22 protein-coding genes and 5 pseudogenes are annotated in these 23822 nt (G+C 70.9%); 19 read left to right on the forward strand and 8 right to left on the reverse strand.

Features of this window, described 5'->3' with window-relative positions; translation table 11 throughout:
• Positions 1-44 precede the first annotated feature (44 nt).
• Positions 45-1286 (reverse strand): IS110 family RNA-guided transposase, encoded by a 1242-nt coding sequence (locus STRIP9103_RS12345; protein WP_009309229.1) that lies wholly within the window; start codon positions 1284-1286, stop codon positions 45-47.
• A gap of 598 nt (positions 1287-1884) precedes the next feature.
• Here STRIP9103_RS12345 and STRIP9103_RS46305 point away from each other — a divergent pair.
• Positions 1885-2265 (forward strand): annotated as a pseudogene (locus STRIP9103_RS46305) (transposase); the annotation flags it as partial.
• On the opposite strand, the gene STRIP9103_RS12350 reads toward STRIP9103_RS46305, so the two are convergent.
• The gene (locus STRIP9103_RS12350; RefSeq protein ID WP_009309226.1) at positions 2255-3403 is read right to left on the reverse strand and encodes an ATP-binding protein; all 1149 of its coding nucleotides are present in this window, start codon (positions 3401-3403) and stop codon (positions 2255-2257) included. The pseudogene STRIP9103_RS46305 and the gene STRIP9103_RS12350 overlap by 11 nt on opposite strands.
• A 115-nt stretch (positions 3404-3518) precedes the next feature.
• Between STRIP9103_RS12350 and STRIP9103_RS12355 the strand changes: the two genes are divergently transcribed.
• The gene (locus tag STRIP9103_RS12355; protein WP_158696868.1) at positions 3519-4820 is read left to right on the forward strand and encodes an alpha/beta hydrolase; all 1302 of its coding nucleotides are present in this window, start codon (positions 3519-3521) and stop codon (positions 4818-4820) included.
• A gap of 68 nt (positions 4821-4888) precedes the next feature.
• Here STRIP9103_RS12355 and STRIP9103_RS49850 read toward each other — a convergent pair whose 3' ends face one another.
• The gene (locus STRIP9103_RS49850; protein WP_181800451.1) at positions 4889-5161 is read right to left on the reverse strand and encodes a thioesterase II family protein; all 273 of its coding nucleotides are present in this window, start codon (positions 5159-5161) and stop codon (positions 4889-4891) included.
• A gap of 97 nt (positions 5162-5258) precedes the next feature.
• Here STRIP9103_RS49850 and STRIP9103_RS12365 point away from each other — a divergent pair.
• Together STRIP9103_RS12365 and STRIP9103_RS12370 are read left to right on the forward strand one after the other, a co-directional pair.
• Positions 5259-5893, forward strand: a pseudogene (locus tag STRIP9103_RS12365) (CBS domain-containing protein); the annotation flags it as partial.
• Between the two features lie 16 nt (positions 5894-5909).
• A pseudogene (locus STRIP9103_RS12370) lies at positions 5910-6209 on the forward strand (flavodoxin domain-containing protein); the annotation flags it as partial.
• Positions 6210-6585: 376 nt separating this feature from the next.
• Here the strand turns inward: STRIP9103_RS12370 and STRIP9103_RS46315 are convergent.
• A complete protein-coding gene (locus STRIP9103_RS46315) occupies positions 6586-6795 on the reverse strand; it encodes a zinc-binding dehydrogenase (protein ID WP_078613882.1) in 210 nt (69 codons plus the stop codon).
• Positions 6796-6820: 25 nt separating this feature from the next.
• Between STRIP9103_RS46315 and STRIP9103_RS48875 the strand changes: the two are divergent.
• Positions 6821-6940 (forward strand): annotated as a pseudogene (locus STRIP9103_RS48875) (cytochrome P450); the annotation flags it as partial.
• Between the two features lie 5 nt (positions 6941-6945).
• Here STRIP9103_RS48875 and STRIP9103_RS12380 read toward each other — a convergent pair.
• The 3 genes from STRIP9103_RS12380 to STRIP9103_RS12390 form a co-directional block, all read right to left on the reverse strand.
• Positions 6946-8019, reverse strand: a complete 1074-nt coding sequence (locus STRIP9103_RS12380; RefSeq protein WP_199790534.1) for an LLM class flavin-dependent oxidoreductase — start codon at positions 8017-8019, stop codon at positions 6946-6948.
• A 120-nt stretch (positions 8020-8139) separates the two neighbouring features.
• The gene (locus STRIP9103_RS12385) at positions 8140-9333 is read right to left on the reverse strand and encodes a cytochrome P450 (RefSeq protein ID WP_009309235.1); all 1194 of its coding nucleotides are present in this window, start codon (positions 9331-9333) and stop codon (positions 8140-8142) included.
• Between the two features lie 40 nt (positions 9334-9373).
• Positions 9374-10318, reverse strand: a complete 945-nt coding sequence (locus STRIP9103_RS12390) for an NAD(P)-dependent oxidoreductase (protein WP_009309234.1) — start codon at positions 10316-10318, stop codon at positions 9374-9376.
• A gap of 184 nt (positions 10319-10502) precedes the next feature.
• On the opposite strand from STRIP9103_RS12390, the gene STRIP9103_RS12395 reads away from it, so the two are divergent.
• A complete protein-coding gene (locus STRIP9103_RS12395; protein ID WP_009309188.1) occupies positions 10503-11528 on the forward strand; it encodes a methyltransferase in 1026 nt (341 codons plus the stop codon).
• Positions 11529-11872: 344 nt separating this feature from the next.
• On the opposite strand, the gene STRIP9103_RS12400 is transcribed toward STRIP9103_RS12395, so the two are convergent.
• The gene (locus STRIP9103_RS12400; protein ID WP_009309202.1) at positions 11873-12739 is read right to left on the reverse strand and encodes an SDR family oxidoreductase; all 867 of its coding nucleotides are present in this window, start codon (positions 12737-12739) and stop codon (positions 11873-11875) included.
• Positions 12740-12906: 167 nt separating this feature from the next.
• On the opposite strand from STRIP9103_RS12400, the pseudogene STRIP9103_RS53440 reads away from it, so the two are divergent.
• The 13 genes and pseudogenes from STRIP9103_RS53440 to STRIP9103_RS12460 form a co-directional block, all read left to right on the forward strand.
• Positions 12907-13026: pseudogene (locus STRIP9103_RS53440) on the forward strand (FAD-dependent oxidoreductase); the annotation flags it as partial.
• A gap of 205 nt (positions 13027-13231) precedes the next feature.
• Entirely contained in the window at positions 13232-14110 is an 879-nt protein-coding gene (locus tag STRIP9103_RS51435) for an FAD-dependent monooxygenase (RefSeq protein WP_324605664.1), read from the forward strand.
• A 79-nt stretch (positions 14111-14189) separates the two neighbouring features.
• On the forward strand, positions 14190-14867 hold the full coding sequence (locus STRIP9103_RS12410) for an antibiotic biosynthesis monooxygenase (RefSeq protein ID WP_009309200.1): 678 nt from the start codon (positions 14190-14192) through the stop codon (positions 14865-14867).
• Between the two features lie 48 nt (positions 14868-14915).
• Positions 14916-15794 (forward strand): SDR family oxidoreductase, encoded by an 879-nt coding sequence (locus STRIP9103_RS12415; protein ID WP_009309203.1) that lies wholly within the window; start codon positions 14916-14918, stop codon positions 15792-15794.
• A gap of 38 nt (positions 15795-15832) precedes the next feature.
• Entirely contained in the window at positions 15833-17056 is a 1224-nt protein-coding gene (locus STRIP9103_RS12420) for a cytochrome P450 (protein ID WP_009309223.1), read from the forward strand.
• Between the two features lie 42 nt (positions 17057-17098).
• On the forward strand, positions 17099-18268 hold the full coding sequence (locus tag STRIP9103_RS12425; RefSeq protein ID WP_009309207.1) for an acyltransferase family protein: 1170 nt from the start codon (positions 17099-17101) through the stop codon (positions 18266-18268).
• 48 nt (positions 18269-18316) lie between these two features.
• The gene (locus tag STRIP9103_RS12430) at positions 18317-18571 is read left to right on the forward strand and encodes an acyl carrier protein (RefSeq protein WP_009309240.1); all 255 of its coding nucleotides are present in this window, start codon (positions 18317-18319) and stop codon (positions 18569-18571) included.
• A 12-nt stretch (positions 18572-18583) separates the two neighbouring features.
• Positions 18584-19438: a cupin domain-containing protein gene (locus tag STRIP9103_RS12435; RefSeq protein WP_009309224.1), complete on the forward strand. Its 855-nt coding sequence runs from the start codon at positions 18584-18586 to the stop codon at positions 19436-19438.
• Between the two features lie 20 nt (positions 19439-19458).
• Positions 19459-20715: a beta-ketoacyl-[acyl-carrier-protein] synthase family protein gene (locus tag STRIP9103_RS12440; RefSeq protein WP_048820159.1), complete on the forward strand. Its 1257-nt coding sequence runs from the start codon at positions 19459-19461 to the stop codon at positions 20713-20715.
• Entirely contained in the window at positions 20712-21950 is a 1239-nt protein-coding gene (locus tag STRIP9103_RS12445; RefSeq protein ID WP_009309194.1) for a beta-ketoacyl synthase N-terminal-like domain-containing protein, read from the forward strand. Before STRIP9103_RS12440 ends, STRIP9103_RS12445 begins: the two co-directional genes overlap by 4 nt.
• A gap of 129 nt (positions 21951-22079) precedes the next feature.
• Complete coding sequence (locus tag STRIP9103_RS12450) at positions 22080-22535, forward strand: anthrone oxygenase family protein (RefSeq protein WP_009309227.1); 456 nt, start codon at positions 22080-22082, stop codon at positions 22533-22535.
• 58 nt (positions 22536-22593) lie between these two features.
• Complete coding sequence (locus tag STRIP9103_RS12455) at positions 22594-23346, forward strand: SDR family NAD(P)-dependent oxidoreductase (protein WP_009309239.1); 753 nt, start codon at positions 22594-22596, stop codon at positions 23344-23346.
• Between the two features lie 32 nt (positions 23347-23378).
• On the forward strand, positions 23379-23756 hold the full coding sequence (locus STRIP9103_RS12460; RefSeq protein ID WP_009309184.1) for an antibiotic biosynthesis monooxygenase family protein: 378 nt from the start codon (positions 23379-23381) through the stop codon (positions 23754-23756).
• Positions 23757-23822 lie beyond the last annotated feature (66 nt).

Genomic DNA, 23822 nt, shown 5'->3' on the forward strand with positions numbered 1-23822 from the left:
GCATGCCACCTGGTACTGACAGAGCAGGTCTCGACGGTGGGAGATCACGCTGCGGCCTTCTCTGCCTCCAGCGCTGGGGCCGGAAAGGCGACCAGTTCATCGAAGAGCGTGTGCTCCTGGAGGCAGCAGTAGAGCTGGCCGAGCATCCGGTTGAAGAGGTTGCGTAGGGCGGCCGCGTGCCAGTCTCCGTGGACGTCGCGTCGGCGCCGGTAGTGGGCCTTGGCTCCGGGTGATCCGTTGGGGGCTGCGAAGGCCCAGAGATACCCGGCGTGGTTGAGCCGGTCGTTCTTCACCCTTCGCCGGGTGATGCTCGATTTCTTCCCGGAGGCTCTGGTGATCGGTGAGGCGCCGGCGTAAGCCTTCAGGCCGCGGGCGTCGGCGAAGCGGCTTCGGTCGTCGCCGATCTCTGCCAGCACCCGGGCGCCGAGCTGGACGCCGAGGCCGGGGAAGCTGAGGATGACTTCAGCGTCCGGGTGCTGAGGGAAAGCCTCCTCCACCGCCTTTGCGAGGTCGTCGGCGGCCGTGCAGGCGGCCTCTAACTGAATCAGGAGGGCGAGCATCTGCTTGCCGAGCGCGTTCTCGACCAGCGGCGGCTGGTGGGCCCACTCGGCGCGGAAGACGTCGCGGATCCGGTCGGCTTCGGCCTCGATGCCACGCTTGCGGCCGGCCCGCTTGAGGGCGGCCTGGATCTGTGTGCGGCTCAGCCGCGCGGCCTGGGAGGGTGTGGGGGCGAGCCTGAGCAGTTCGCGTGCTTCGCGACGGCAGAGGCCGTTCTGCCAGGTAGCGAAGGCGTCCAGGGCGGACGGGTAGTACTCGCGCAGGAGGGAATGGAGCTGGTTGGAGTTCTGCTGCCGGTTCCAGGTGGCGTCCTGCTGAGCTCGGGCCAGGACGGCGATGGCGCGGGCCAGGTCGCTGTCCTGCGGCAGAGGCCGGTGAGCATGCATGTCGGTGCGCAGGATGTTCGCCAGGACCAGGGCGTCGCCGGGGTCGGACTTCTTGCGGGAGACGGAGTGGCGGTCGCGGTAGCGGGCGGCGGCCATCGGGTTGATCGCGAAGACCTGGCGCTTGCCGGTCCGCAGAACGGCGACCAGCAGACCGCGAGAGGTCTCGATCGCGATCGGGATCGGGGCGTCTTCCGTGTCGCCGTACTCGGCAAGCAGGTCCATCAGCAGCTGATAGCCGGCAGCGTCGTCGGTGATGCGGCGCTTGGCGAGCAGTTCGCCGGTGTTGTTGACGAGAGCGACGTCATGGTGGCGTTCGGCCCAGTCGATTCCGCAGTAGATCAAGTTGTTCCCTCCCCATGGCGCGGGTGATTGCGCTGGTCACGAGCGCATGCGGGCCACGCAGCGACCTAATTCCAGGACTCAGCCGGGGGGCTGGTCCGACACCTCATCAACCGTGTTCGTGGCACCAGCTCACCTCACGGGCCTCGGTCTACTCGGGAGCTCGAACTGGCTCGGGAGCTTCAAGAGGTCACCGTGTGGAGGGCTCGCACCACCCACTCCAACGAGTGATCAAGCCGACGGTGTTGACGAGCCTGTGGCCGTAGGTGCTGCCGATCTTGGAAGAGGCATTCTGCTGCCCGGTCCTGACGAGGCATCCAGCAACAGTCCACGGGCCCGCCAACGTTTGATGCGGTGGCGGTCGTGAAGACGCCGAGCGCCGCCGCTCTCTGGGGAGGTCTCGTACCGACCAAGTCGCGTGAAGACATCCGCTCGACGCCCACACCACCGCCACCACTACAAACACCAGGGCCGTGCACTGGTCTATCCGGAGGCTTCCATCAGCCGGAGTGGCAACAGATGTCACGGCCCCAGTGTTCGAACGGGCCCAGCAAGACCACATGCGTGGTGGGTGGTGCTGGATCCGTCAGCAACGAATTAGGTCCTGACGTCGCTGCCCGGCATCGGCATCAGGACCGGAGCCCGCATCCTCATCGACGTCGGCGACGCCGCCGCCTTCCCGTCCGCCGCCCACCTGGCCGCCTACGCCGGCCTCGCCCCGGCAACCCGAAGCTCCGGGTCCTCCATCCGCGGCGAACAGCCCTCACGGAGAGGAAACAAGCAGCTCAAACGGGCCTTCTTCCTCTCCGCGTTCGCCGCACTGGCCGACCCCGCCTCCCGCACCTACTACGACAAGAAGATCGCCCAGGGCAAGCACCACACCCAAGCCCTCCTCTGCCTCGCCCGACGCCGAGCAGACGTGCCCTTCGCGATGCTCCGCGACGGCACCTTCTACCAACCACCAACCCCGATCACCCCTTGACCAAAGTCATAGGGGCCCCCGCGGGCAGGTCGAGGGCGTCGGCGACCGCGCGCAGGCAGTCGTCCAGCGTCTTGTTCCGGCAGGACAGCGCGAGATCGACCGAACCCAGCGGCGGCAGCTCGGAGTTGGGCGTGTCGTTCAACGCGCCCTCCGCCTCGGCCACCGTCCGCAGATCCGGTACCGAGAGCGTGGCGATCCGGCCGAGCAGGGCCGACTTCCCCGTGCCGGGTGACCCGGTGACCACGAACAGGCCCCGATCCGCCTCGGCCAGCCACGTGATGAGGCGGCGCATCAGCCGCCGTCGGCCGCAGAAGTACCAGCCGGTCTCGCCGACCTCGATCCCGCGGGCGGACAGCACGAGATGCCGGTCCACCTCCACCGCCCGCAGCCGCTTGGTCTCCACGTCCTCGTCCGGCACGGTGGCCGAGGGATGCAGGGGGCTGCGCAGTGCGGGAACGGGTGCGCCGAGCGCGACGTAGGCGGTTCCGGCGTCGCTGTCCGCCAAGATCTGGCCGATCACATCGGCGAGTTCGTCGGAGCGGATCGTCTCGTCGTGCTCCGTCCACCGACGGTCCTCGGGGCCGTGCTGCACCACCCGCTCCAGGTTCTCGGCGAACACCCTGTCCTCGGCGCTTTCGTAGCCGCGGGTCGAGGCGATCACCGCGTACCGCCGCTCCGGTCCCGAGGCGCTGGTGTGGTCCAGCACTTCGCAGATCTGGCCGGCGACCCGCGAGGCCGCGACGCCGCTCGCGCAGCAGTCGAGGAGGATCAGGACCTCGCGGAACTTCTGGTGGGCGAGGAAGCGGGCGAGGTTTCTGGTGGTGATCGCCTGCAGACCGTGCAGGCGGGTGGCGGGGGAGTCGGACGTGATCAGAAAGTGCTCGCCCGCGTCGACACAGCGGTGGCCGGTCCAGTACAGCACCAGCCGGGAACCGGCGCTCCGCCAGGCCCTGAGCCGGTCGGTGATCGTCGCCCAGTCGCCGCCCGTGGTCAGCTCCGGGAGGTCATGACCATAGCCCAGCGCACGGAACAGCCTGAAGAGCCGGTTCACGCTGGCCGGAACATGACGCAGCCGCGGCCAGCTCGCGTCCCGGTAGTCGCCGACCCCGACCAGGACGAACCGACCGTCGTCCGTCATGCACGCCACCGCATCGTGGTGCCCCCGCTTCCCTACCCCGTCGACTTCGGCGCCGTACCATGTGGCGACCGTCAACCAGGCGCATAATATGGCGAATTGAACACCAGGGGGCACGGTGCGCAGCACTGCGGTGAAGGATCTGGTCGTGGTGCTGCCGGGCATCATGGGCAGCGTCCTGGCGCGGGACGGGCGCGAGGTGTGGAACCACACCCTCGCGGTCGCCGGACGGCACGCGCTGGGCGGTCTGGACGAGATACGGCGGCTCGCTCTTCCCGCCGACCTCGGGGACTCGGATCCGGGCGACGGCATCGAGGCTGTGGACCTGATCAAGGGCCTGCACATCCTGCCAGGGGTCTCGGCGATCGACGGCTACGCGACCCTGCTCACTTTCCTGGAACGGCGGTTGGGCCTGTCCGAGCGGTCCAGCAACCTCCTGCCCTTTCCGTACGACTGGCGGCTCTCGGTGCGGCTGACGGCCCGTCGGCTCGCGGCCCGGGTGGAACCCGCGCTGGACGCCTGGCGCAGGCGGAGCGGAAATCCCGAGGCCAGGGCCGTGTTCGTGGCCCATTCGATGGGCGGGCTCGTCGCCCGGTATTACCTGGACGTCCTTGGCGGAAGCGCGTATGCGCGCGGGCTGATCACGATCGGGACGCCCTATCGGGGATCGGTCAACGCCCTTGTCTGGCTGCACGAGGGAGTGGCGCCGAGCCTGGGGCGGATGTCGGAGCCGTTCACCCGGCTGGCGCGCTCGATGCCCTCGCTCTACCAGCTCCTGCCGACCTGGCGCTGTGTCGTCGACGGCGACGGTGCCCGGTCGGATCTGGGCGGTGCCCGGGTGCCGGGGGTGGACGGGGGACCGGCGGCCGAAGCCCTGTGCTTCCACGACGAGTTGGACCGGGCCGACGGTGACGGGTACGCCCTGCATGTGTTCGGCGGATGCAGGCAGCCCACCCGCCAGTCCGCGCTGCTCGCGTCCGACGGGCTGGACGGCCGACGGGATCTCGACGGCATCGATCACCTCGGCGACGGCACGGTGCCCCGGTTCTCCTGTTTCCCGGCGCAGTTGACGGACGACTCGACGGTCCGCTTCTTAGCCCAGAAGCACGGAGCGCTCCAGAACGAGAGGGCCCTACTGAACCAGCTCGAAGCCGTACTGACCGCCCGCGATCCACGGCAGTTCCTCGACGGTGGGCAGGAGTTGGGCGTGGACCTGCCCGAGGTCTTGGGCGGCGGTGACTGTCCCGTGGAGGTCGTGGCCGACGATGACCGCCTGGGTCCTGTCCGCCACGGCCGTGGACGTCGAGACGGGTCAGGTGTGCGCGCCGCACCCTGCGCAAGCACGGCGAGAGCGCCTACACCACCCGCCTCCGCCTGCCCGCCCCCGGCGCCTGGCGCGTCACCGTGGGCGACCCCGTGAACCCGGGCCGCGTGCACGAAGTGAGCGGCATCGTGCTGGTGGCGGCGTAGTGAAATCCGGGATCGTTCTCACGCCTTGACGTGAGTCGACAAGGTCTCGGCGATCTCCGTCATGATCGTGTGGGCTGAAGCGTGGACGAAGAAGTGGCCGCCGGGCAGCGTCCGCAGCCGGGAGCCGGCCGAGGACTGGCGGCGCCGGCCGTGGAGGCGGGCCGGACCGACCAGGGCGTCGGCTGTGCCGCCGAACACCGTCAGGGGGACCGGCAGCGGAGATTCGTCCTGGTGGTCGTAGCTCTCCAGCGCCGTGAAGTCGGCGCGCAGCGTGGGCAGCATCAGCTCCATCAACTCGGGGTTTTCCAGGACCTCCTGGGGATGCCGCCGAGCTCGCGCAGCCGCTGAAGGACGTGGTCGTCCGGGGCGTCGTGGGCCCGGGGTCACCCACCGGATCAGCGGACTGCCGGTGGTCGATGAGGACGACAAGGTCATCGGCGTCATCTCCCAAACGGACCTGATCGCACGCCAGGCCGCCACCCCCGGACCATACGAACCGCGCCGCCGCTTCACGTTCTCCAGTCTGACGCGCGGTGCCCGACGGCAGGCGGCGAAGGCGAACGCCCGCACCGCCGGCCGACTCATGACCGAGCCGCCCGTCACCGCCCACGCCGACGACACCATCGTCGAGGCCGCCCGCACCATGGCCCAGCACCAGGTGGAACGGCTGCCGGTGCTCGACGAGGAGGACCAGCCCCTTCGGCATCGTCACCCGCCGGGACCTGCTCCAGATTCCTGCGCCCCGACAAGGAGATCCGCGAGGAGGTGATCGAGGACGTGCTGGTGGGCGCCCTGTGGCTGGCGCCCCGCGGCATCGACGTGTCCGTGGTGGAGGGCGTTGTCACGCTCACCGGTCACATGGAACGCAAGAGCGAGACGGAGATCGCCCTGTCGATGACCCGCCGGATCGACGGCGTGGTCGGCGTGGTCGACCAGCTCACCTACCGGCTGGACGACGCGCGCCTGCCCACCCCGGAACAGGCGCTGCACGGCGTGGCCGACGACTGGCTGCGCCGATTGTGAGAGGAGGCGTATTCCCATGACCGGCACCGTGTTGGTCACCTACGGAACCACGAACGGATCGACGGCACAGATCGCCGAAACCATCGCTGACGTCCTGCGCAAGGAAGGGCTGACGGTGGAGGCCCTTCCAGCCCGGTCCGTCGCGAGTGTGGCGTCGTACGACGCAGTGATGGCCGGCGGTGGACTGTACGCCTGACGCTGGCACAAGCACGCCCGTCGGTTCCTCCGCCGGCACCGCCGCGACCTGGCCGAATGCCCGTTGTGGCTGTTCAGCAGCGGCCCGCTCGACGCCTCGGCCTCGGAGCGGGACATCCCCCTCCGGGGGTGACCGAGGATCGCAACTCGTCATGCTCGAACACCGTCCAGCCGGTGTGGGCGATGGCGGTCGCCCTCCAGAGTGACCGAGGATCGCAACATCGACACCGACAAGGGCTTCAAGCCCGACACCGTGTGGCGGTCGTCCTCTGGGGCGATCGAGGATCGCAACACCAGTCCGTGCTCCATCTCCAGCTCGCGGATGTGCTTGTCCTTCTTCCCGCTCGGGGTGAGCCCGGCGGTGACCGCGTCGAAGTCCTGCCGCAGGCCGCAGGCCGCGGGCCAAGCCGAGCCGATGATGCGTCAACTCGCTCGTCGGAGTGGTTGAGGTGGGCGGCGAGCCCTGACCGACGCGTGGTCCACCGGAACCCGTCTGGTCAAGGGCACAGGAGGAGTTTGCCGCGCGAGTGGCCGGACTCGCTCAGCTCTTGGGCCCCGGCGGCGTCGGCGAGTGGGAAGCTCTGGGCGATGCGGACGCTCAGACGTCCGTCGGCGGCGAGGCGGGCGTAGGCGGCGAGCCCGATCCCGAACGGGCCGTCGGCGTTGACGACGATGGCGCCCAGTTCGGGGGCCCGGAAGCCGGCGATGGTGAGACGTCAGCGCAGTTGCCTTGTCGCCCGCAACGCGCGCGGGCATGTCGCCTTCGGCATCGGCGTTCACCAGTGCCTCGGACGGAAGCTCGCCCGTGCCGAACGACAGGTCGCGCTCCTCACCCTGCTGCGTCGCCTACCCCGTCCCTACAGGTCGGACAGGGTCGCCTTGAGGATGGGGAGTTCGTGGGCGCGGGCCATGATCTCGTCCATGCCGCCGACCAGACCGGTGATGTTGGCGAGCACCATGTGCTCCATGCCGGCCTTGGCGTACTCCCCGAACTGGCGGCCCAGTTCATCGGCGTTGCCGATGCACAGCACCCGCTGGACCATCTCGAACGGGATGGTGGGTGCCAGATCGCGCAGGTCGTCGGCGTCGAGGTCGTGGATGACAACGTCGATGAAGCCCTTCGACGTCTCACCGAGGGGATGGACGAGGCCCTCGGCCTCCCACATCGGCCCCGTCGCGAACAACCCGAACAGCTTCGCGAGCGGCGCGGCCTCGAACATCTCGGCCGCCCGCTCGACGCTCTCGGCGAACAGCGTAAACCGCAGCATCGAGGCGACCGGCTTCGGGCGCCCCGCGGCCTCGGCATGGGCGGCGACCACGCCCAGCTTCTCGCCGTACTCCTCGGGTGACATCGACCACGCGGGGATCCAGCCGTCGCCGTACTGACCGGTCAGGCGCAGCATGCGCGGCCCATGCCCGGCGACCCACACCGCCGGCCTGCCGCGTCCCTCCGCCTCCAGCGGCAATCCCATCCGTCCGGTGCCCGACGGCATGCGGCCGGTGTCGAAGAGGTGACGCAGATCTCCGAGGACGTCCTCAAGCATGGACACCGGCTTGTCGAACGCGTAGCCGAAGGGCAGCAGGCTCTCCGCCTCGCCCGAGCCGATGCCGAGGATGAACCCGCCGGGCAGTAGGTCGTTGAGTGTGAGCGCCGACCGGGCGAGGTCGGCGGCGCCGCGTCGCGTGGCGTCAGTGACGGAGATGCCGTACGGCAGGTTCGTCACCGTCGACAGCCTGGCGCCGTAGCAGAACGGATCGTAGAAGGCGTCCGGGTCGGGACCCAGTGCCGACAGTGCGATGTCGGGCCACAGCCGGGGATGGAACACGCCGAGGAGGTGGTCGGGGGCCCAGTAGGAGTCGAAGCCGCTCTGCTCGTAGAGGGCGAGCAGTTGCTCGGTGCCGGCGAACGGGGCCATGGCGGGAAGGGTCATGCCTACGCGCATGGTGCCTCTCTCAGAGTCGTCGGGTCGAGGGTCGACCGAGGAGCGGAGGACGGGGTACGGGGTACGGGGGAATCGGCGCGCGATCCCCTCCGCCGCGTCGTCGTGCCGTCATTCGGCGGGGACGAGGGTCATGGGCAGGCTGGTGAATCCGCGCAGCATGTTGTGGAGGAGGCGCACCGGTTCGCCGGCCGGTTCCAGGCGCTCGACGCGCCGGGCGAGAGCGGTGAGGAGCGAGGTCATCTCGATGCGTGCGAAGCGCGCTCCGGGACAGACGTGGATGCCGTGGCTGAAGGTCATGTGGTCGTTGGCGCGGTGGCGGAAGACGTCGAAGCGGTCCGGGTCGGGATAGTGGCGCGGGTCGCGGTTGGCGGAGGCCAGGAGGACGAGCACCCGGTCGCCCTCGGCGAACGGGACGCCGTGGAAGTCGATGTCCCGGGTGGCGGTGCGGCCCGTGAACCAGTTCACCGGCTCCAGCCGCAGGGTCTCCTCCACCACCGGGCGGGCCAGGGTGGGATCGGCGCGCAGGGCCTGCCAGGCGTCGGGGTGCGTGGAGAGGAACCACAGGGCGCTGGTGGTGGTGTTGATGGTGGTCTCGAAGCTGCCGAACACGAAGCTGATGAGCGTGGTCATCACCTCCGCCACCTCCATGCGGTCGGCGTCCACGGCCTCGTAGTAGGCGGCGCCCCAGCTGTCGGGAAGGATGTTCTCCCTGGTCAACAGGGTGCCGAGGTTCTGGGACGTCTCCTTGAGCAGGGGGATGCCATCCCGGGTGCGCTGGTTGGCCGGGCCGAAGGTGTTGAACGCGGCCGTGGTCAGGGCGAGCAGTTCCTCGCGGCCTTCCCGGGGCAGGCCGATGAGGTCGCCTGCGATCTCCAGGGGAAAGGGACGGGCGAGGTCGGCGACCAGGTCGACGGTTCCGCGGCCGAGGAGGTCCACGACGTACTCCTCCGCCCGTGCCTCGATGCGCTCCCGCAGACCGCGCAACGCGCGTGGGGACAGCTGCTCGGCGGCGAGGGCGCGCATCCGCGCGTGTTCGGGCCCGTCGGCTCCCGATGCGCCGGTCTGGGCCATGTCCTCCCGGTAGGGTTCCACGCCGGCGTTGGGCGCGGAGGAGAACGTCTTGTGGTCGGACAGGATCTCCCTGACGTGGTCGTATCCGGCCACCGCCCACGCCCCACCGTGGGCGGTGAGGCGGACCGCGGGGCCGGCGGCCCGCAGCCGGGCGTAGACGGGGTAGGGGTCGAGCAACTGCTCGTCGAGGAACATGTCCACGTCCATGGACGGGGCTTGGTGGGTGATCATGCGGTGCCTCCGGTCGGGGGTTGGGTGGGCGTACGACGGTTCACGGCCGTGGTCCGACGGGGGCGGCCCGGTCCGGACGGGACACGCCGTCCGCGGGCAGTGGCTCGGCGGTCGTCCGTGCGACGTGCTCGATCACGGCGGCGGCGTCAGAGTCGGCGAGGCCCGCGAGGGCGGCGTCGCCGAACAGCGACCGGGTGGCCTCCAGGACCCGGTACGTGCCCGCGTCCGCCTCCCCGGTTTCCAGCGCCAGCCGCAGGTCCTTCTCCATCAACCGGGTTCGGAAGAAGGCGGGCACGTATCGGCGTTCTCGCATCAGCTCCGCGCGGAAGCGCATCACCGGTGAGCTGAACCCGCTCTGCGCTATCGCGGTCAGCAGCAGCTCGCGGTCGAGCCCGGCGGACTCGCCCACGCACACCGCCTCCGCCAGACCCGCGACCTGGGCGGCCAGGACCAGGTTGAAGACGAGCTTCGCCGCCGCCGCCGTCCCCGGCTCGCCCAGGTGCACCCTCGACGCCCCGAGCACGGACAGCACGGAGTCCACCCGGTCCGCGTCCGCCGGGTCCCCGGCCGTGAACACACGCAGGTCGCCAGTCCTGGCCTGCAGGGGGTTGCCGATGACCGCCGACTCGACCCTGCGGACGCCGTGTGCCGAGCAGCGCTCATGGATGCGGCGAGCGAAGTCCCGGCCCACGGCCGAGGTGTCCAGGAGCGTCGTGCCCTTGTCCATGGCGGCCAGTACGCCCTGCTCGACGAGTACGTCCTCGACGGCTTCCTCGTCGCTCAGACTGAGCAGGACGACGTTCCGACCCGCCGCCGCACGGGCCGCCGTGGGAGCCCGCTCCGCTCCCGCTGCCACGAGTTCGTCGGTCCTGGTCCGTGTCCGGTTGAACACGACCGTGTGGAAGCCCGAGCTCAGCAGGCGATGGGCCATCCCCCGGCCCATGGCCCCCAGCCCGATCACGGCTACCTCTTCCCGCACCGCCATGCCTGACCGCCTCCCGTCGTACGCGGAACACCCGCGCTGTCGGCACACCAATCTCGCCGCCGGTCCTCGACGCCTGGTGGAGCACGGCTGGAACCAGGTGCCGGGCCAGGGACGCCAGCCGTCGTCGAGCCGGGCCCGAGCGCCGCTGCCTACTGTGGGCCGCTCCTGGACAAGGAGGCGACGCATGACGACCGAACAGATCGACCTCGGCACCGCCGACACCGCCCAGCCGTGGCGGGTGATCGACATCGTCGGCGGCTACCGCCGGGCCCTGGCCGTGCTCGGAGCCTGGCGACTGGACGTCTTCACCGAGCTGGGCCACGGCCCGCGCAGCGCCCGGCAACTCGCCGAGAAACTGGGGCTGCACCGGGAGGCGTTGCGCGATCTGCTGCACGCCCTCGCCGGGCTCGACCTGGTGACGCTCGACGAGCACGGCGACTACACGCTGACCCCGCACGCCCACTGCCTCGTCCCGGACCGGCCGGGGTACATCGGAGGCTTCCTGGACAACCAGGAGAACGAGGTGCACCCGGCCTGGCGGGGCCTGGCCGACACCTTGCGCACGGGGCTGCCGACGCCCCGGGACGACGACAGCCCCTACACCCCGATGTACGCCTCGCAGGAGCAGCGCGACGGGTTCCTCGACGCCATGGACTTCATCGTCGCCCCGCTCGCGCGCCAGCTGGCCGCGCGCGACTGGAGCCGTTTCCGTACCGTCCTGGATGTCGGCGGCGCCCGGGGGAGCCTGGCGACGACGCTGGTCGAGGCCCATCCGCATCTGCGGGCCACCGTCTTCGACCTGCCCGAACTCGCCCCGGCCTTCGCCCGGTTCACCGCCGGCCGCGAGAGCGCCGACCGGCTCGGCTTCGAGGGCGGCGACTTCTTCCGCGACCCCCTTCCCCGGGCCGACGCCGTCATCCTGGGCCATGTGCTGCACAACTGGCCGCCGGACGTCCGGCGGTCGCTGATCCGCTCCGCCGCGGACGCCGTCAACCCCGGCGGAGCGCTCCTGATCTACGACGCCATGCTCGACGAGGACACGCCCCGTCTCATCAACGCGCTGCTCAGCCTGGACATGCGTATGTGGTCGGGCGGGTCACAGTATCTGGCCGACGACTGCGTCGCGTGGCTCACCGAAGCCGGGTTCCAGAACGTGGAGCGGCACCCGCACGGAGCGTCGAGCAGCCTGGTCGTCGGCCACAAGCCGTAACACCCCGACGGACCCGGGAAACAACCACGGCCCCGCCGCCAGGGGCGGGGCCGTGGCCGGTGTGGCCGTGAGACGGCCGCGCACAACGCCACCAGGACAGCCGCATACAACGCCACCGGGACGGCCGCGCATGTATGCCGCTGGACCACGGCCGTGCGCGAACATCACGGGCCACGGCCGCGCGCGAACGCGCCAGAGCCTCTGCCTTCGGGGGGATGGACCGAAGTCTCCCCGAGGGCAGAGGCTCCGCGTGTTCCGGAACGTCAGGCGACGGTGCCCGGGGTTTACGTCAAGGGAAGGTCACGGGTGCTTCCCCGTCGGCCCAGGGCGCCGTGCCGGGCAGGTCAGGGCCGGGAATCCGGCAGGAACGCGTGCCGGTGGTGGCGGACCCAGTCCTGGAAGGGCAGGGCGGGGCGGCCCAGCGTCCGCTGGGTCTCCGTCGACAGCTGGATCTGGTCGGCGGTCAGCGTCGACTGCTGGTGCAGCAGCGCGTCCAGCACCTCCACCGGGACGTGGTCCTGGAGTTCCCGGCGCCAGGTCCGCGGCGGGATCCGCTCCCAGCGGGCCGGTGCCCCGGTCCCCTCGGCGATGATCCGGAGCTGGTCGGCCTGGGTCAGGATCCGCGGCCCGGTCAGGACCCGGCAGGCGGATCCGCCGTGGTCGGCGAGGAGTTCGACGGCGGCCACCTCGGCGACGTCCCGCTCGTGGACGGGGGCGGTGACGGCCTCGGGGTAGGCCAGCCGCACCGGCCGCCCGGTCCGCAGCGCCGCCGACCACCACAGCGCGTTGCGGGCCAGCCAGCGCGGGCGCAGGACGACCCATTCCAGGCCGCTCACCGTCACCGCCCGCTCGGCGCGCGCGTGGCGCTCCGCCAGCAGGTCGCGCTGACGGTCGACATGGTCGCGCACGGCTCCGGAAGAGATCAGCACCACCCGGCGCACCCCGCGCTTACGGGCCTCGGCGGTCACGGCGGCGACGTCCTCGCCCGCCACGACCATCAGCAGCATCGCGCTCACCCCCTCCAGCGCGGGAACCAGCCCGTCCGGACGGGTCAGGTCGCCGGCCACCACGGACGCCACACCGTCCGGCAGTTCCGCGGCGCCGGGGCCGCGCACCAACGCCCGCACCCTCGCCCCTCGTTCCACCAGCGCCTCCAGCGCGGCACGTCCGACGGCGCCGCGCGCACCTGTCACCAGAATCTCCTCTGCCATGCGGCCCAGCGTCCCGGCCCGGCCTAGAGAACGGCTCGACGACGGCGCGAACGGCGGAAGGCCCGGATCCGCACCGGCACGCGCTCCAGGGATCCTGGACGGCCCCTCCAGCAGCCCCGCACACCCTGGCCGAGGCATACCCCACTGTTCGCGTCAGGAGGACTCACATGACCCGCGTACTGATCGTCGGGGGCGGTATCGCCGGCGCCGTCAGCGCCATGGCGCTCGCCAAGGCGGGATTCGATCCGGTGCTGTTCGAGGCGTACGAGACCTCACCGGAGCATCGCGGCAGCTACCTCACCGTCGCGGTCAACGGGCTCAGCGCCCTGTACGCCGTCGACGCCGTCGACGTGGTCAACGGGGTGGGATTCCCGGCGCCGGCCATCGCCTTCTACCTCGGCAACGGACGCAAGCTCAACGAGGTGCGGGTGGGCGGGCTGCTCCGGGACGCACGACCACGCGCAGCGTGCGGCGCGGCGACTGCACGCGCGGCTGCTCGACGAGGTCCGGCGCCGGGACATCCCCGTGCTCACGGGCAAGCGGCTGAAGGCGTTGGACGAGAGCGCCGGCGGTGTCACGGCGTACTTCTCGGACGGGTCGTCGGCGTCCGGGGACCTGCTGGTCGGGTGCGACGGCGTCCACTCCACCGTGCGTCGGCTGATCCTGCCGGAGTTCGCCACGGCCCCGTACACGGGCCTGATCAACATCGGCGGGTTCACCCCGGCGGCGGGGCTGGGCCTGGCGCCGGGCGAGCACCGGATGATGTTCGGCCGCCGGGCCTTCTTCGGGTGCGCGGTCGAACCCGGCGGCGACGTCTGGTGGTTCGCCAACGTGGGGCGCAAACAGGCGGTGAACAGGGACGAGTTGGAGCAGATCAGTGACGCGCAGTGGCGGGCGCGGCTGGCCGGCGTCTTCGCCCGGGACCGGGGTCCGGCACGGGACGTCATCCGGAACAGCGGGCCGGTCACCGTGTCGAACTCGTACGAGGTGGACGACCTCCCGGTCTGGCACACCGCCCGGGTGGTGCTGGCGGGGGACGCCGCGCACGCCGCATCGCCCGCCGCCGGGCAAGGGGCGTCGATGGCGATGGAGGACGCCGTCGTGCTGGCCCAGTGCCTGCGTGACCTGCCCTCTCCCGAGGAGGCCTTCCGCACGTTCCAGGAGCTGCGCCGTCCCAGGGCGCGCCGGGTGACCGCGCAGGGCGCCCGCGCCAGCAAGTTCAAGGCGGTGGGGCCGGTGAAGCGCCGGATACGCGACCGCAAGCTGCCGGCCCTGCTGGCGGGCCATGCCGCCAGCGGCGAGCACTCGCTGGCCTGGATCTACGAGCATCGCGTCAGCTGGGACACACGCGTCGAGGCGTACTCCGCGTGACCGAGAAGCCAGGCCCACGCCGTCCGTCGGCGTGGACAGGGACGGCCCGTCATCGACCGGGTGTGAGGAGAGCAGTCGTATGAATCGTCGTATCGAGGGCTGGCCGGATGTGGCCCGAGCCGGTGTGGGCACCGTGGTGATCACCATCCGCCATGTCGGCGACCCGGAACGCGGGCGGGAGTTGGCGGCTGTCGCCGACGCCGAGCGGCAGAAGGAAGGGTGGCCCGGCGGGCTGTTGAGCTGGTCACTGTTCGTCGGTACCGACGGGCGGGCGTTGATGGCGTACGAGCAGTGGACCGACGACGGCGCCCTCGACGCCGCTCTCGCGGGCCCGGTGCCGTATGTGCCGGGGATCCCCGGTACGGAGCCGTCGGCGCCGGTGCGCTATCGCGTGGACCGGGTGTATCCCGGCGGGGCGGACGGGGAGCGCGCGGGCTGTCTGGTCACGCCGGTGTTCGACACCGACGGGCCGGAGCGGCAGCGGTACTTCATCGACGAGCTCTTCGCCATGACCCGTGACGACACGACCAAGGACGTGGGGCAGATGCCCGGGGCGCTCTCCGCGTACTTCCACGTCAGCGCGGACGGCACCCGGGTCTTCAACTACGCGGAGTGGACCGACGAGGAGGCCCATCTCGCCGCGGTCGGCGCCCCGGACACCGCCGACTCCCGGCAGCGCGTCACCGGGGAGATCCCCGGCGTCCGGCCGAGCGCCTACCACCGATGGCACCTGTACACCGCCCTGGTGCCGTCCTGACGGGCGCCGGGGCCGCTGTCACCCATCTCGTCGAAAGGAGCTGTTGTCGTGATTCTCGTAACGGGCGCCACCGGCAAGGTCGGCCGCAACGTGGTGGAACTGCTGGTCGCCGGGGGTGTGAAGGCGCGGGCGCTGACCCGGGACCCGGCGGCCGGCAAGGTACCGGAGGGAGCCGAGGTGGTCGCCGGTGACCTCATGGCCGATCCGGACGGGCTCGGCGACGCGCTCCAGGGCGTGGACGCGGTCTTCCTCAACGCGGCCGCCTTCCTCGATCTGGCCGGGGTGGGGCCCCAGGCGGCCACGTTCCTGGCGCTCGCGAAGCGGCGGGGTGTGGGCCGCGTGGTGTTGCTGACCTCCGGCACCGTGCACGACGGGGTCGCCGCGGACCAACAGCCGAGCGTGATCTCCCGCATGCACCGCACGATCGAGGACGCGGTCGAGGCCTCGGGCATGGAGTGGACGCTGCTGCGGCCTGGCGAGTTCATGGCCAACTCCCTCGACTGGGCCCCGCAGATCCGCGCGAGCGACATCGTGCGGGCGCCGTACGGCGATGCCATGTGGGCTCCGATCCACGAGCGGGACATCGCCGAGGTCGCGGTCCGGGCCCTCACCGAGGACGGCCACTCCGGCGCGACGTACAGGCTGAGCGGGCCGGAGCCGATCAGCTACCACGAGCGGGCCCGCCTCATCGGCGAGGCCCTGGGCCGGCCGGTGCGGCTGGAAGAGATCCCGCCGGACGCCGCGAGGTCGGCCATGGTGGTCCGTGGCGTGCCGACCGAGGTGGCCGACGCCCTCCTCGCCCTCAGCGCCACCGGTGTCGAACACCCGGAGACGGTCTCCCCCACCGTGCGAGAACTGACCGGGCAGCCGGGCCGGACGTTCGCGCAGTGGGCCCGGGAGAACGCGGCGGCGTTCCGCGGCCGGTGACCCGGTGGTCGAAAGGAGTCCGAGCAGAGGAAAGCGACATGACCTCCCCCACCGCCGCGCCCGAGGCCCCCTTCTTCCCCGCGCCGCGCGAATGCCCTTACGACACACCGCCCTCGTACACCGCGTTCCGTGAGGCCGGCGGGCCGCACAAGGTGACGATCTGGGACGGCTCGCGCCACTGGCTGGTCACCCGGTACGAGGACATACGCGCCGTGCTGGCCAGCCCGTCCTTCAGCGTCGATGTGCGCCGCCCGGGCTTTCCGCTCGCCCGCCCCGGCCAGCGTGAGCAGGAGGCCGGGCTGTTCGTCCGCCTGGACGGCACCGAGCACACGCGGATGCGGCAGATGCTGAGCCGGGAGTTCGGCGTGCGCCACACCCGGGCGATGCACGACGACATCCTGCGCGTCGCTGACGAGTTGATCGACGACATGCTCGCCAAGGGCGGCCCCGCCGATCTGATCCGCGACTTCGCGCTGCCCCTTCCCTCACGTGTCATCTGCCTCATCCTGGGCGTGCCGTACGAGGACCACGCGGTGTTCTACAAGCACGCGGACACTGTCGTGAACCTCGACGTCAGCCACGAGGAGCGCGAGAAGGCCATCGAGGAGGCTTCCGCGTACTACGCGGAGCTGATCGAGCGCAAACGCGCGGAACCCGGCGACGACATGATCAGCCGTCTGCTGGCCGACCACACCGGCCCCGACGGGTTCGCCCCCGACCATCTGCCCGTCCTGGTCGGCGTCATGGTCGGCTCGGGGTTCGAGACCACCTCGAGCCAACTGGGCCTGGGCGCCCTCACGATGCTGCTCCACCCCGACCAGCGCCAGAAGCTGTGTGAGCAGCCGGAGCTGGCGGCGAGCACCGTGGAGGAGATGCTGCGCTACTGGAGCATCACGGCCACCGACCCGCGCCGTGTCGCCGTCGAGGACATCGAGATCGGCGGACAGCTGATACGCGCCGGCGAAGGCGTCCTTCTCTCGCTGATCTCCGGCAACCGCGACCCGCGCGCCTTCGGCACCGCCGACGGGGAGTGCCCGGCCGACCGGCTCGACATCACCCGGGGCTCCCGCCGCCACCTCGCGTTCGGCTTCGGGGCGCACCAGTGCCTGGGCCAGAACCTCGCCCGCGCGGAGCTGCGGATCGCCTGGCCCCGCCTGTTCGAACGCATACCGGACCTCAGGTTGGCCGTCCCCGAGGGCGAACTGGTGTTCAAGAACAACTCCACCGTCTACGGGCTGAAGTCCCTCCCGGTCACCTGGTGAACCTCCGCGCGGCCATCCCCGACGAGTGCGCCTAGGACGCCCATGCTGAATCGACAAGTCCAACTCGCCCCCCCGCCCGACGTACCCGGTCGGCTCGGATCGGACGGCTTCCGCCCCGAAATCCAGGCGATACGCGCCGTGAGCATAACGCTGGTCGTCGCCGGTCATCTGTGGCCGACCCGGTTCCCCGGCGCCGTCACCGCCCTCGACGCCTTCTTCGTCGTCTCCGGTTATCTCATCGGCGCGCAGCTGATCCGGGAGATCGAGCGAACCGGGAGCGTCCGGATCACACGGTTCTACGCGCGACGGGTGCGCCGTCTGCTTCCCGCCGCGTCCCTGGTGCTGGTCTGCGTCGTCGTCGCCGCGTTCTTCCTCGTTCCGCGCACACGGTGGACCGACTACGCCCACGAGGTGATGGCCAGCGCCCTGTACGGGGAGAACTGGCTGCTCGTCCCCGACTTCTCGGGGGTCATCGACCCCGCCGACTTCACCGCGGTGACGCACTACTGGTCGCTGTCGCTGGAGGAGCAGTTCTATCTGTGCTGGCCGTGGGTTCTGCTGTTGCTGTTCATGCTGCGGGCGCCCTGGGCCCGGTTCACGGGCCTCGCGGTCCTGGGCCTCGCCTCGCTGGCGCTGAGCGTGTACGTCACCGCGGTCGCCAAGGGCCCGGCGTACCTCGTCACACCGGTCAGGGTGTACGAGTTCGTGATCGGTACCATGCTCGCGCTGGGCGGGACGAGGTTCGTCCTGCCGAAGGCCACGGCCGCGGCGGCCTCACTGCTCGGCTGGGCCGCGATCCTGCTTCCGGTGCCGTTCATCGACCACTACAGCCCGTACCCCGGTGCCATCGCCTTGATCCCGGCGGTCGGCGCCGCCCTGGTCATCGTCGCCGACGCCTCGGGACGGCACTGGCGGCTGACCTCCTCGGCGCCCATGCAACTGCTGGGCGACCTCAGCTACTCGGTCTACCTCTGGCACTACCCGCTGATCATCCTGACGCCTTACGCCGTGCCGGGCGGGGTGCTCACCGAGTGGATGCGGTGGGGCGTCATCGTGGCGTCGGTGGTGCTGGCGTATTCGACCAAACGGCTGGTGGAGGACCCGGTCCGCACCTGGCCCCTCCTCGTCGACAGCACCCGCCTGACGTTCGTCGCCATGGTGGCCTGCATGGCCACGGTCTGCCTGGCGGCCGGGGCCCTGCTCTGGGCCTGACCCCGCAGCGGCCCCGCCGCTCCCACCCGATCAGAAGGAGTACCCACGATGGCGGAAACAGGAATCACCGAGAGCGATGTACGGCAACTGCTGGTCGCCGTGGGCGTGAGCCCGGCGACCGCCGGAAGAGACCTGGACCGCTCCTTCGAGGAGCTGGGCATGGACTCGCTGGCCCGGATCGAGATCGCGAGCCGCGTCATGGAGCGGTTCGGGGTCGAGGTCGAAGAGGACCTGACGGCCCAGGAGACCCCTGCCGGAATGCGGCAGCTGGTCAACCAGCGGCTGACCGAAGCGACGGCATAGGAAGGCGGAACCGTGATCGGACACACCGACAACCAGATCGAGATCGACGCGCCGATCGGATTCGTGTGGGCGCAGACCAACGACGTCCGCGACTGGCCGAACCTGTTCACCGAGTACGCCTCGGTGGAGGTGCTGGAGGAGACCGGGAACTCGGTCGTCTTCCGGCTGACCATGCACCCCGATGAGCAGGGCCGCGTCTGGTCGTGGGTCTCCGAGCGCGGCTGGGACCAGGACACCCGGACGGTCCGGGCCCGGCGTGTGGAGACCGGCCCGTTCGAGTTCATGAACATCACCTGGACCTACGAGGAACTCGCTCCCGACCGCACCCGGATGCGGTGGGTGCAGGACTTCCGGATGAAGCCGGACGCACCGGTCGACACGGCCGGGATGACCGACCGGATCAACACCAACACCCCCGTCCAGATGGAACACATCAAGGCGTGCGTGGAACGCCGCCGCCGCCGACCGGTGGGCTTCCACGACGTGCCGCCCAACACCCGCCGGGGCGGTGACCTGCGCACCCTGGTGGCGCCCGGCACGGTCGGCTCGTCGGCGGGGTTCTGCGGTGCGGTGCGGTTGCGCCCCGGCGAGAAGGTCGCCGAGCACTACCACCCGTACTCGGAGGAGTTCCTGTTCGTGACCGACGGGGAGCTACGGGTCGACCTCGACGACGAGCCCGTTCCCCTGACCGCCGAGCAGGGCCTGCTCATCCCGCGCAATGTCCGGCACCGGTTGGTGAACGTGGGGAGGACCGACGCGCTCGCGGTGTTCCACCTCAGCCCGCTGGCCCCCCGGCCGGAGCTCGGACACGTGGACACCGAGGCGGCGCCGGCGGCCGAGGCGGCGCCCGCACCGGTCGCCTCCTGACGACCTTGAGGAGAAGGACGATGAGGCGTGCTGTGATCACCGGTGTGGGCGTCATGGCCCCGGGCGGTGCCGGCCGTGAACGGTTCTGGGAGCGGATCGTCGACGGCAAGTCGGCGATCCGCCGGATCAGCAGGTTCGACCCATCCCCGTTCCGCTCCCAGATAGCCGCCGAGTGCGACTTCGACGCGGTGGACCGCGGGCTGACCCCACAGGTGGTACGGCGGACGGACCGGTTCGTCCAGATGGCGATGATCGCGGCGGACGAGGCAGTCGCCGACGCCGGCCTCGATGTGGCGGACGGCGACCGGGTCGGTGTCACGCTCGGCACCGCCGTGGGCTCCACCAGCCGGCTGGAGGACGAGTATGTGGTGGCGAGCGACCGGGGCCGGGACTGGGTGGTCGACCACCGGCACGTCGCGCCCTTCCTGTACCAGTCCCTGGTGCCGGCGAGCGGCGCGGCGGAACTGGCCGCCCGCTACGGCGCCCACGGGCCGGCGGCCGTCGTCTCCACCGGCTGCACGTCGGGGATCGACGCGATCGGCCACGCCCTGGCGCTCGTCCAGGACGACGAGGCGGACGTGGTGATCGCCGGTGCCTCGGACGCGCCGATCTCGCCGATCACGGTGGCGTGCTTCGACGCCATCCGGGCCACCACCCCGCGCAACGACGAGCCCGAGGCCGCCTCGCGCCCGTTCGACGACAACCGGCAGGGCTTCGTGCTCGGCGAGGGCTCGGCGTTTGTCGTCGTCGAGGAACTGGAGCACGCCCGCGCCCGCGGCTCCCACGTCTACTGCGAGGTCACCGGCTACGCGGCGCGGGCCAACGGCTTCCACATGACCGGGCTGCGTCCGGACGGCCTCGAACTGGGCGAGGCGATCAGCGACGCCATGGACCAGGCCAGGCTCGATCCGCAGGACCTCGGGTACATCTCCGCGCATGGTTCGGGCACCCGGCAGAACGACCGCCATGAGACGGCCGCCTACAAGCGGGCGCTCGGCGAGGCGGCCCGGCGGGTGCCGATCAGCTCGATCAAGTCGGTGGTGGGCCACTCCCTGGGCGCGATCGGTGCCATCGAGATGGCCGCCTGCGCGCTGGCGCTCCAGCGCGGGGTAATCCCCCCGACGGCGAACCTCACCACACCCGATCCCGAGTGCGACCTGGACTACACCCCGCTGACGGCCCGTGAGGCGACGGTGCGTCACGCCCTGTCGGTGGGCAGCGGCTTCGGAGGCTTCCAGTCCGCGATGATCTTCAGCCGGACCGGGGAGGCGGCATGACACCGGCCGCGGTGATCACCGGGATCGGGGTCGTCGCCCCGACCGGGACCGGGGTGGAGGAGCACTGGAACAACACCCTCGTCGGCCGGTCCGGTATCGCCCCGATCACCTCGTTCGACGCTTCCGGGCTGCCGATCACGGTGGCGGGGCAGGTGGCCGGCTTCGACGAGACCGAGTGGGTCGAGCACCGGTTGATCGTGCAGACCGATCGCTGGACCTGGCTGGCGTTCGCCGCCACCCGGCTGGCCCTCGACGACGCACGTCTCGACCCCGCGCGGCAGAAGCCGACGGAGCTGTCCGTGGTGACCGCGAGCGGTTCGGGCGGCAACCTGTTCGGGCAGCGGGAGATCCAGGCCCTGTGGCAGTCCGGGCCGCGAGCGGTCAGCGCATACCAGTCGATCGGCTGGTTCTACGCCGCCAGCAGCGGGCAACTGTCCATCCTGCACCAGCTCAAGGGCGCGTGCGGAGTGCTCGTGGCCGACGGCGCCGGTGGCATCGACGCGGCCTGGCAGGCCCGTCGGCTGCTCGCCCGGGGCAGCGCCGGCGTGCTGGTCGGCGGCACCGAGGCCCCGCTGTCGCCGTACGCGCTCGTCTGTCAGAGCGGTCAACGGGCGCTGAGCCGCGACACCGACCCGGCCACCGCCTACCGTCCGTTCGCCGCCGACGCCACCGGGCATGTCCCCGGCGAGGGCGGGGCCATGATGGTGGTCGAGCCATGGCAGCGGGCCCTGGACCGGGGGGCGCGGATCTACGCCGAGATCGCGGGCGCGGCGTCCACACACGACGCCTGGCACCCCGAGGATCCCGCGCCCGACTGCCGTCAGCTCGCCCGGGCGATGCGCGAGGCGATCTCCCGGGCCGGCTGCTCCGCCGACGACATCGACGTCGTCTTCGCCGACGGGGCCGGTGACCCCCGGCTGGACCGATTGGAGGCCGACGCGCTGCTGGCCGTGTTCGGTGACCGGAAGGTGCCGGTCACGGTGCCCAAGACGATGACCGGCAGGCTCTGCTCCGGTGGGGCCGCGCTGGACCTGGCCTGGGCCGCGTTGTCGATCCACCAGGGCGTGCTGCCGCCGACGGTGAACGTACCCGCCGACACGGTCGGACACGGCCTCGACCTGGTCACTGAGGCCCGCCCCGCCGACGTCCGGCACGCGCTGGTCGTCGCGCGGGGGGTCGGCGGGTTCAACTCCGCGGCCGTACTGCGCCGACCGGACCCGGAGACGGACCGGTGACCGCCGGTCGGCGGCCCGCGTGGCGACGGGGGCGTGAGGCGGTTCGTCACTGGCGGACGCACACCGAGGTGGCGCCGCGACACCCCTGGGCGGCTGATCTCCAGTGCATCGAGTGCTTCGGAGGACATCGTGTTCAATGCGGTCGTGCTGGCGTCGGTCCTGCTGTGCAACGGGTTGGCCGCCGGTGTGCTCACGGCCAGTGAGCTGGGCTCGTTCCCGCTGATGGCCCGGCTCCCGGCGGACCAGTATGTGCGGACCCATGCGTTCTACTCCACCCGGTACGACCCATTCATGCCGGTATGTTTGATCCTCGCCGTCCTCGGTGACCTGACCCTCGCCGTCACGGCCGACGGCCCGCTCATCCGGGGGCTGTACGGGGCGGCGGCGCTGTGCGCGGCCGGCGCCATCGTCATCGCGCTCACCCGCAACGTGCCCCTCAACATCTGGGTCCGCTCGGTCGACCCGCATCACCCCCCACGAGACTGGCAGTCCCGCCGAGCCGCCTGGGGCCGCTGGAATCTGCGCCGCTGCGTCCTGGTCGCGACGGCACTGGTGGCCAACTGCGCGACAGTCGCGATCGGTTGAGCCTTCCTCCCGTCCTCTGTCCACCCGACATCACATCGACATCACCTACGGAGACAGCATGGATCTCGACCTGACCGGCCGCAAAGCCCTGGTGACCGGCGGAAGCCGGGGCGTGGGCCGCGGCATCGTGCTCGAACTCGCCCGAGCGGGCGCCGACGTGACCACGTGTTACCGACAGCCGTCGGAGGCCGTGGACTCTCTGATCGCCGAGCTGAAGGAGACCGGCGGGGATCACCAGGTGGTGCGGGCCGATCTGACCGACCCGTCCCGCGTCGCCGAACTCGTGCGGCAGGCGGGCGACCGATACGGGCGGATCGATCTGCTGGTCCACAACGCCGGCACGGTCAGCCATATCCCCTTCGGTGAGTTATCGCCCGCCGAGTGGCAGCGGGTGCTGGACACCAACCTGACGGCGGCCTATCTGCTCATTCAGGAGAGCCTGGAGCTGATGGGTGAGGGGTCGTCCGTGGTGTGCGTCGGGTCGAAGTCGGCGGACGTGGGCATCCCGTTGCGCGCCCACTACACGGCTTCCAAGTCGGCCCTGCAGGGACTGTCCCGATCCCTGGCCAAGGAGTACGGCGCGAAGGGCATCCGGTTCAACGTCGTGGCCCTCGGGGTGATCGAGACCGAGGAGTTGCTGAGCCGGCCGGCCGAGCAGCGGGACGCGCTCGTCGAGCGGTACCGGGCCAAGACCGCCCTGGGCCGGCTCGGCACCCCGGAGGAAGTGGCCGGCGCGGTGCTCTTCCTCGCCGGCGACCTCTCCCGGTACGTCACGGGCACGACGTTATACGTGGACGGGGGGATCTCATGAGCTCGGGCCGCCCAACAACTGACGGAGACCTCATGAGCGCGACCGCCGACGGCACGCACCCGTTCCGCATCATGCTCCGCATGCTGATCAAGCCCGGAATGGAGGAGGACTTCGAGCGGGTCTGGTCCGAGGTGGGCGACTCCGTGACCTCCCATCCGGCCAACCTCGGCCAGTGGCTGTGCCGCGGGGAGGAGGAGGCCGGGGTGTACTACATCATCAGCGACTGGGTCGACGAGCTGCGTTTCCGGGAGTTCGAGACGAGCGCCGGGCACCTGGAGCACCGACAGAAGCTGCATCCGTTCCGGTCAGGCGGTTCCATGGTGACGATGCGGGTGGTCGCCGTCCTCCCCGGAGGGACGGGCAGCGCGAGCGGGCCGGTCCCCACCGCTGACGGGAGCCGGGGCCGATGAGCGGCGAGGTCCGGGTTCTCGTCCACCACCACGCCGAGGAGCCCGAGGAGATCCGCCGGGCCTATC

The sequence above is a fragment of the Streptomyces ipomoeae 91-03 genome (genome assembly GCF_000317595.1).
Lineage (GTDB): Bacteria > Actinomycetota > Actinomycetes > Streptomycetales > Streptomycetaceae > Streptomyces > Streptomyces ipomoeae.

Bases quoted from the DNA above. Each gene is read 5' to 3' on its own strand.
- STRIP9103_RS12350 (WP_009309226.1), bottom strand. From the start codon at position 3,403: ATGACGGACGACGGTCGGTTCGTCCTGGTCGGGGTCGGCGACTACCGG.
- STRIP9103_RS49850 (WP_181800451.1), bottom strand. From the start codon at position 5,161: ATGGAGCTGATGCTGCCCACGCTGCGCGCCGACTTCACGGCGCTGGAG.
- STRIP9103_RS12380 (WP_199790534.1), bottom strand. From the start codon at position 8,019: ATGACCCTTCCCGCCATGGCCCCGTTCGCCGGCACCGAGCAACTGCTC.
- STRIP9103_RS12385 (WP_009309235.1), bottom strand. From the start codon at position 9,333: ATGATCACCCACCAAGCCCCGTCCATGGACGTGGACATGTTCCTCGAC.
- STRIP9103_RS12390 (WP_009309234.1), bottom strand. From the start codon at position 10,318: ATGGCGGTGCGGGAAGAGGTAGCCGTGATCGGGCTGGGGGCCATGGGC.
- STRIP9103_RS12395 (WP_009309188.1), top strand. From the start codon at position 10,503: ATGACGACCGAACAGATCGACCTCGGCACCGCCGACACCGCCCAGCCG.
- STRIP9103_RS12400 (WP_009309202.1), bottom strand. From the start codon at position 12,739: ATGGCAGAGGAGATTCTGGTGACAGGTGCGCGCGGCGCCGTCGGACGT.
- STRIP9103_RS12410 (WP_009309200.1), top strand. From the start codon at position 14,190: ATGAATCGTCGTATCGAGGGCTGGCCGGATGTGGCCCGAGCCGGTGTG.
- STRIP9103_RS12420 (WP_009309223.1), top strand. From the start codon at position 15,833: ATGACCTCCCCCACCGCCGCGCCCGAGGCCCCCTTCTTCCCCGCGCCG.
- STRIP9103_RS12425 (WP_009309207.1), top strand. From the start codon at position 17,099: ATGCTGAATCGACAAGTCCAACTCGCCCCCCCGCCCGACGTACCCGGT.
- STRIP9103_RS12430 (WP_009309240.1), top strand. From the start codon at position 18,317: ATGGCGGAAACAGGAATCACCGAGAGCGATGTACGGCAACTGCTGGTC.
- STRIP9103_RS12440 (WP_048820159.1), top strand. From the start codon at position 19,459: ATGAGGCGTGCTGTGATCACCGGTGTGGGCGTCATGGCCCCGGGCGGT.
- STRIP9103_RS12445 (WP_009309194.1), top strand. From the start codon at position 20,712: ATGACACCGGCCGCGGTGATCACCGGGATCGGGGTCGTCGCCCCGACC.
- STRIP9103_RS12455 (WP_009309239.1), top strand. From the start codon at position 22,594: ATGGATCTCGACCTGACCGGCCGCAAAGCCCTGGTGACCGGCGGAAGC.
- STRIP9103_RS12460 (WP_009309184.1), top strand. From the start codon at position 23,379: ATGAGCGCGACCGCCGACGGCACGCACCCGTTCCGCATCATGCTCCGC.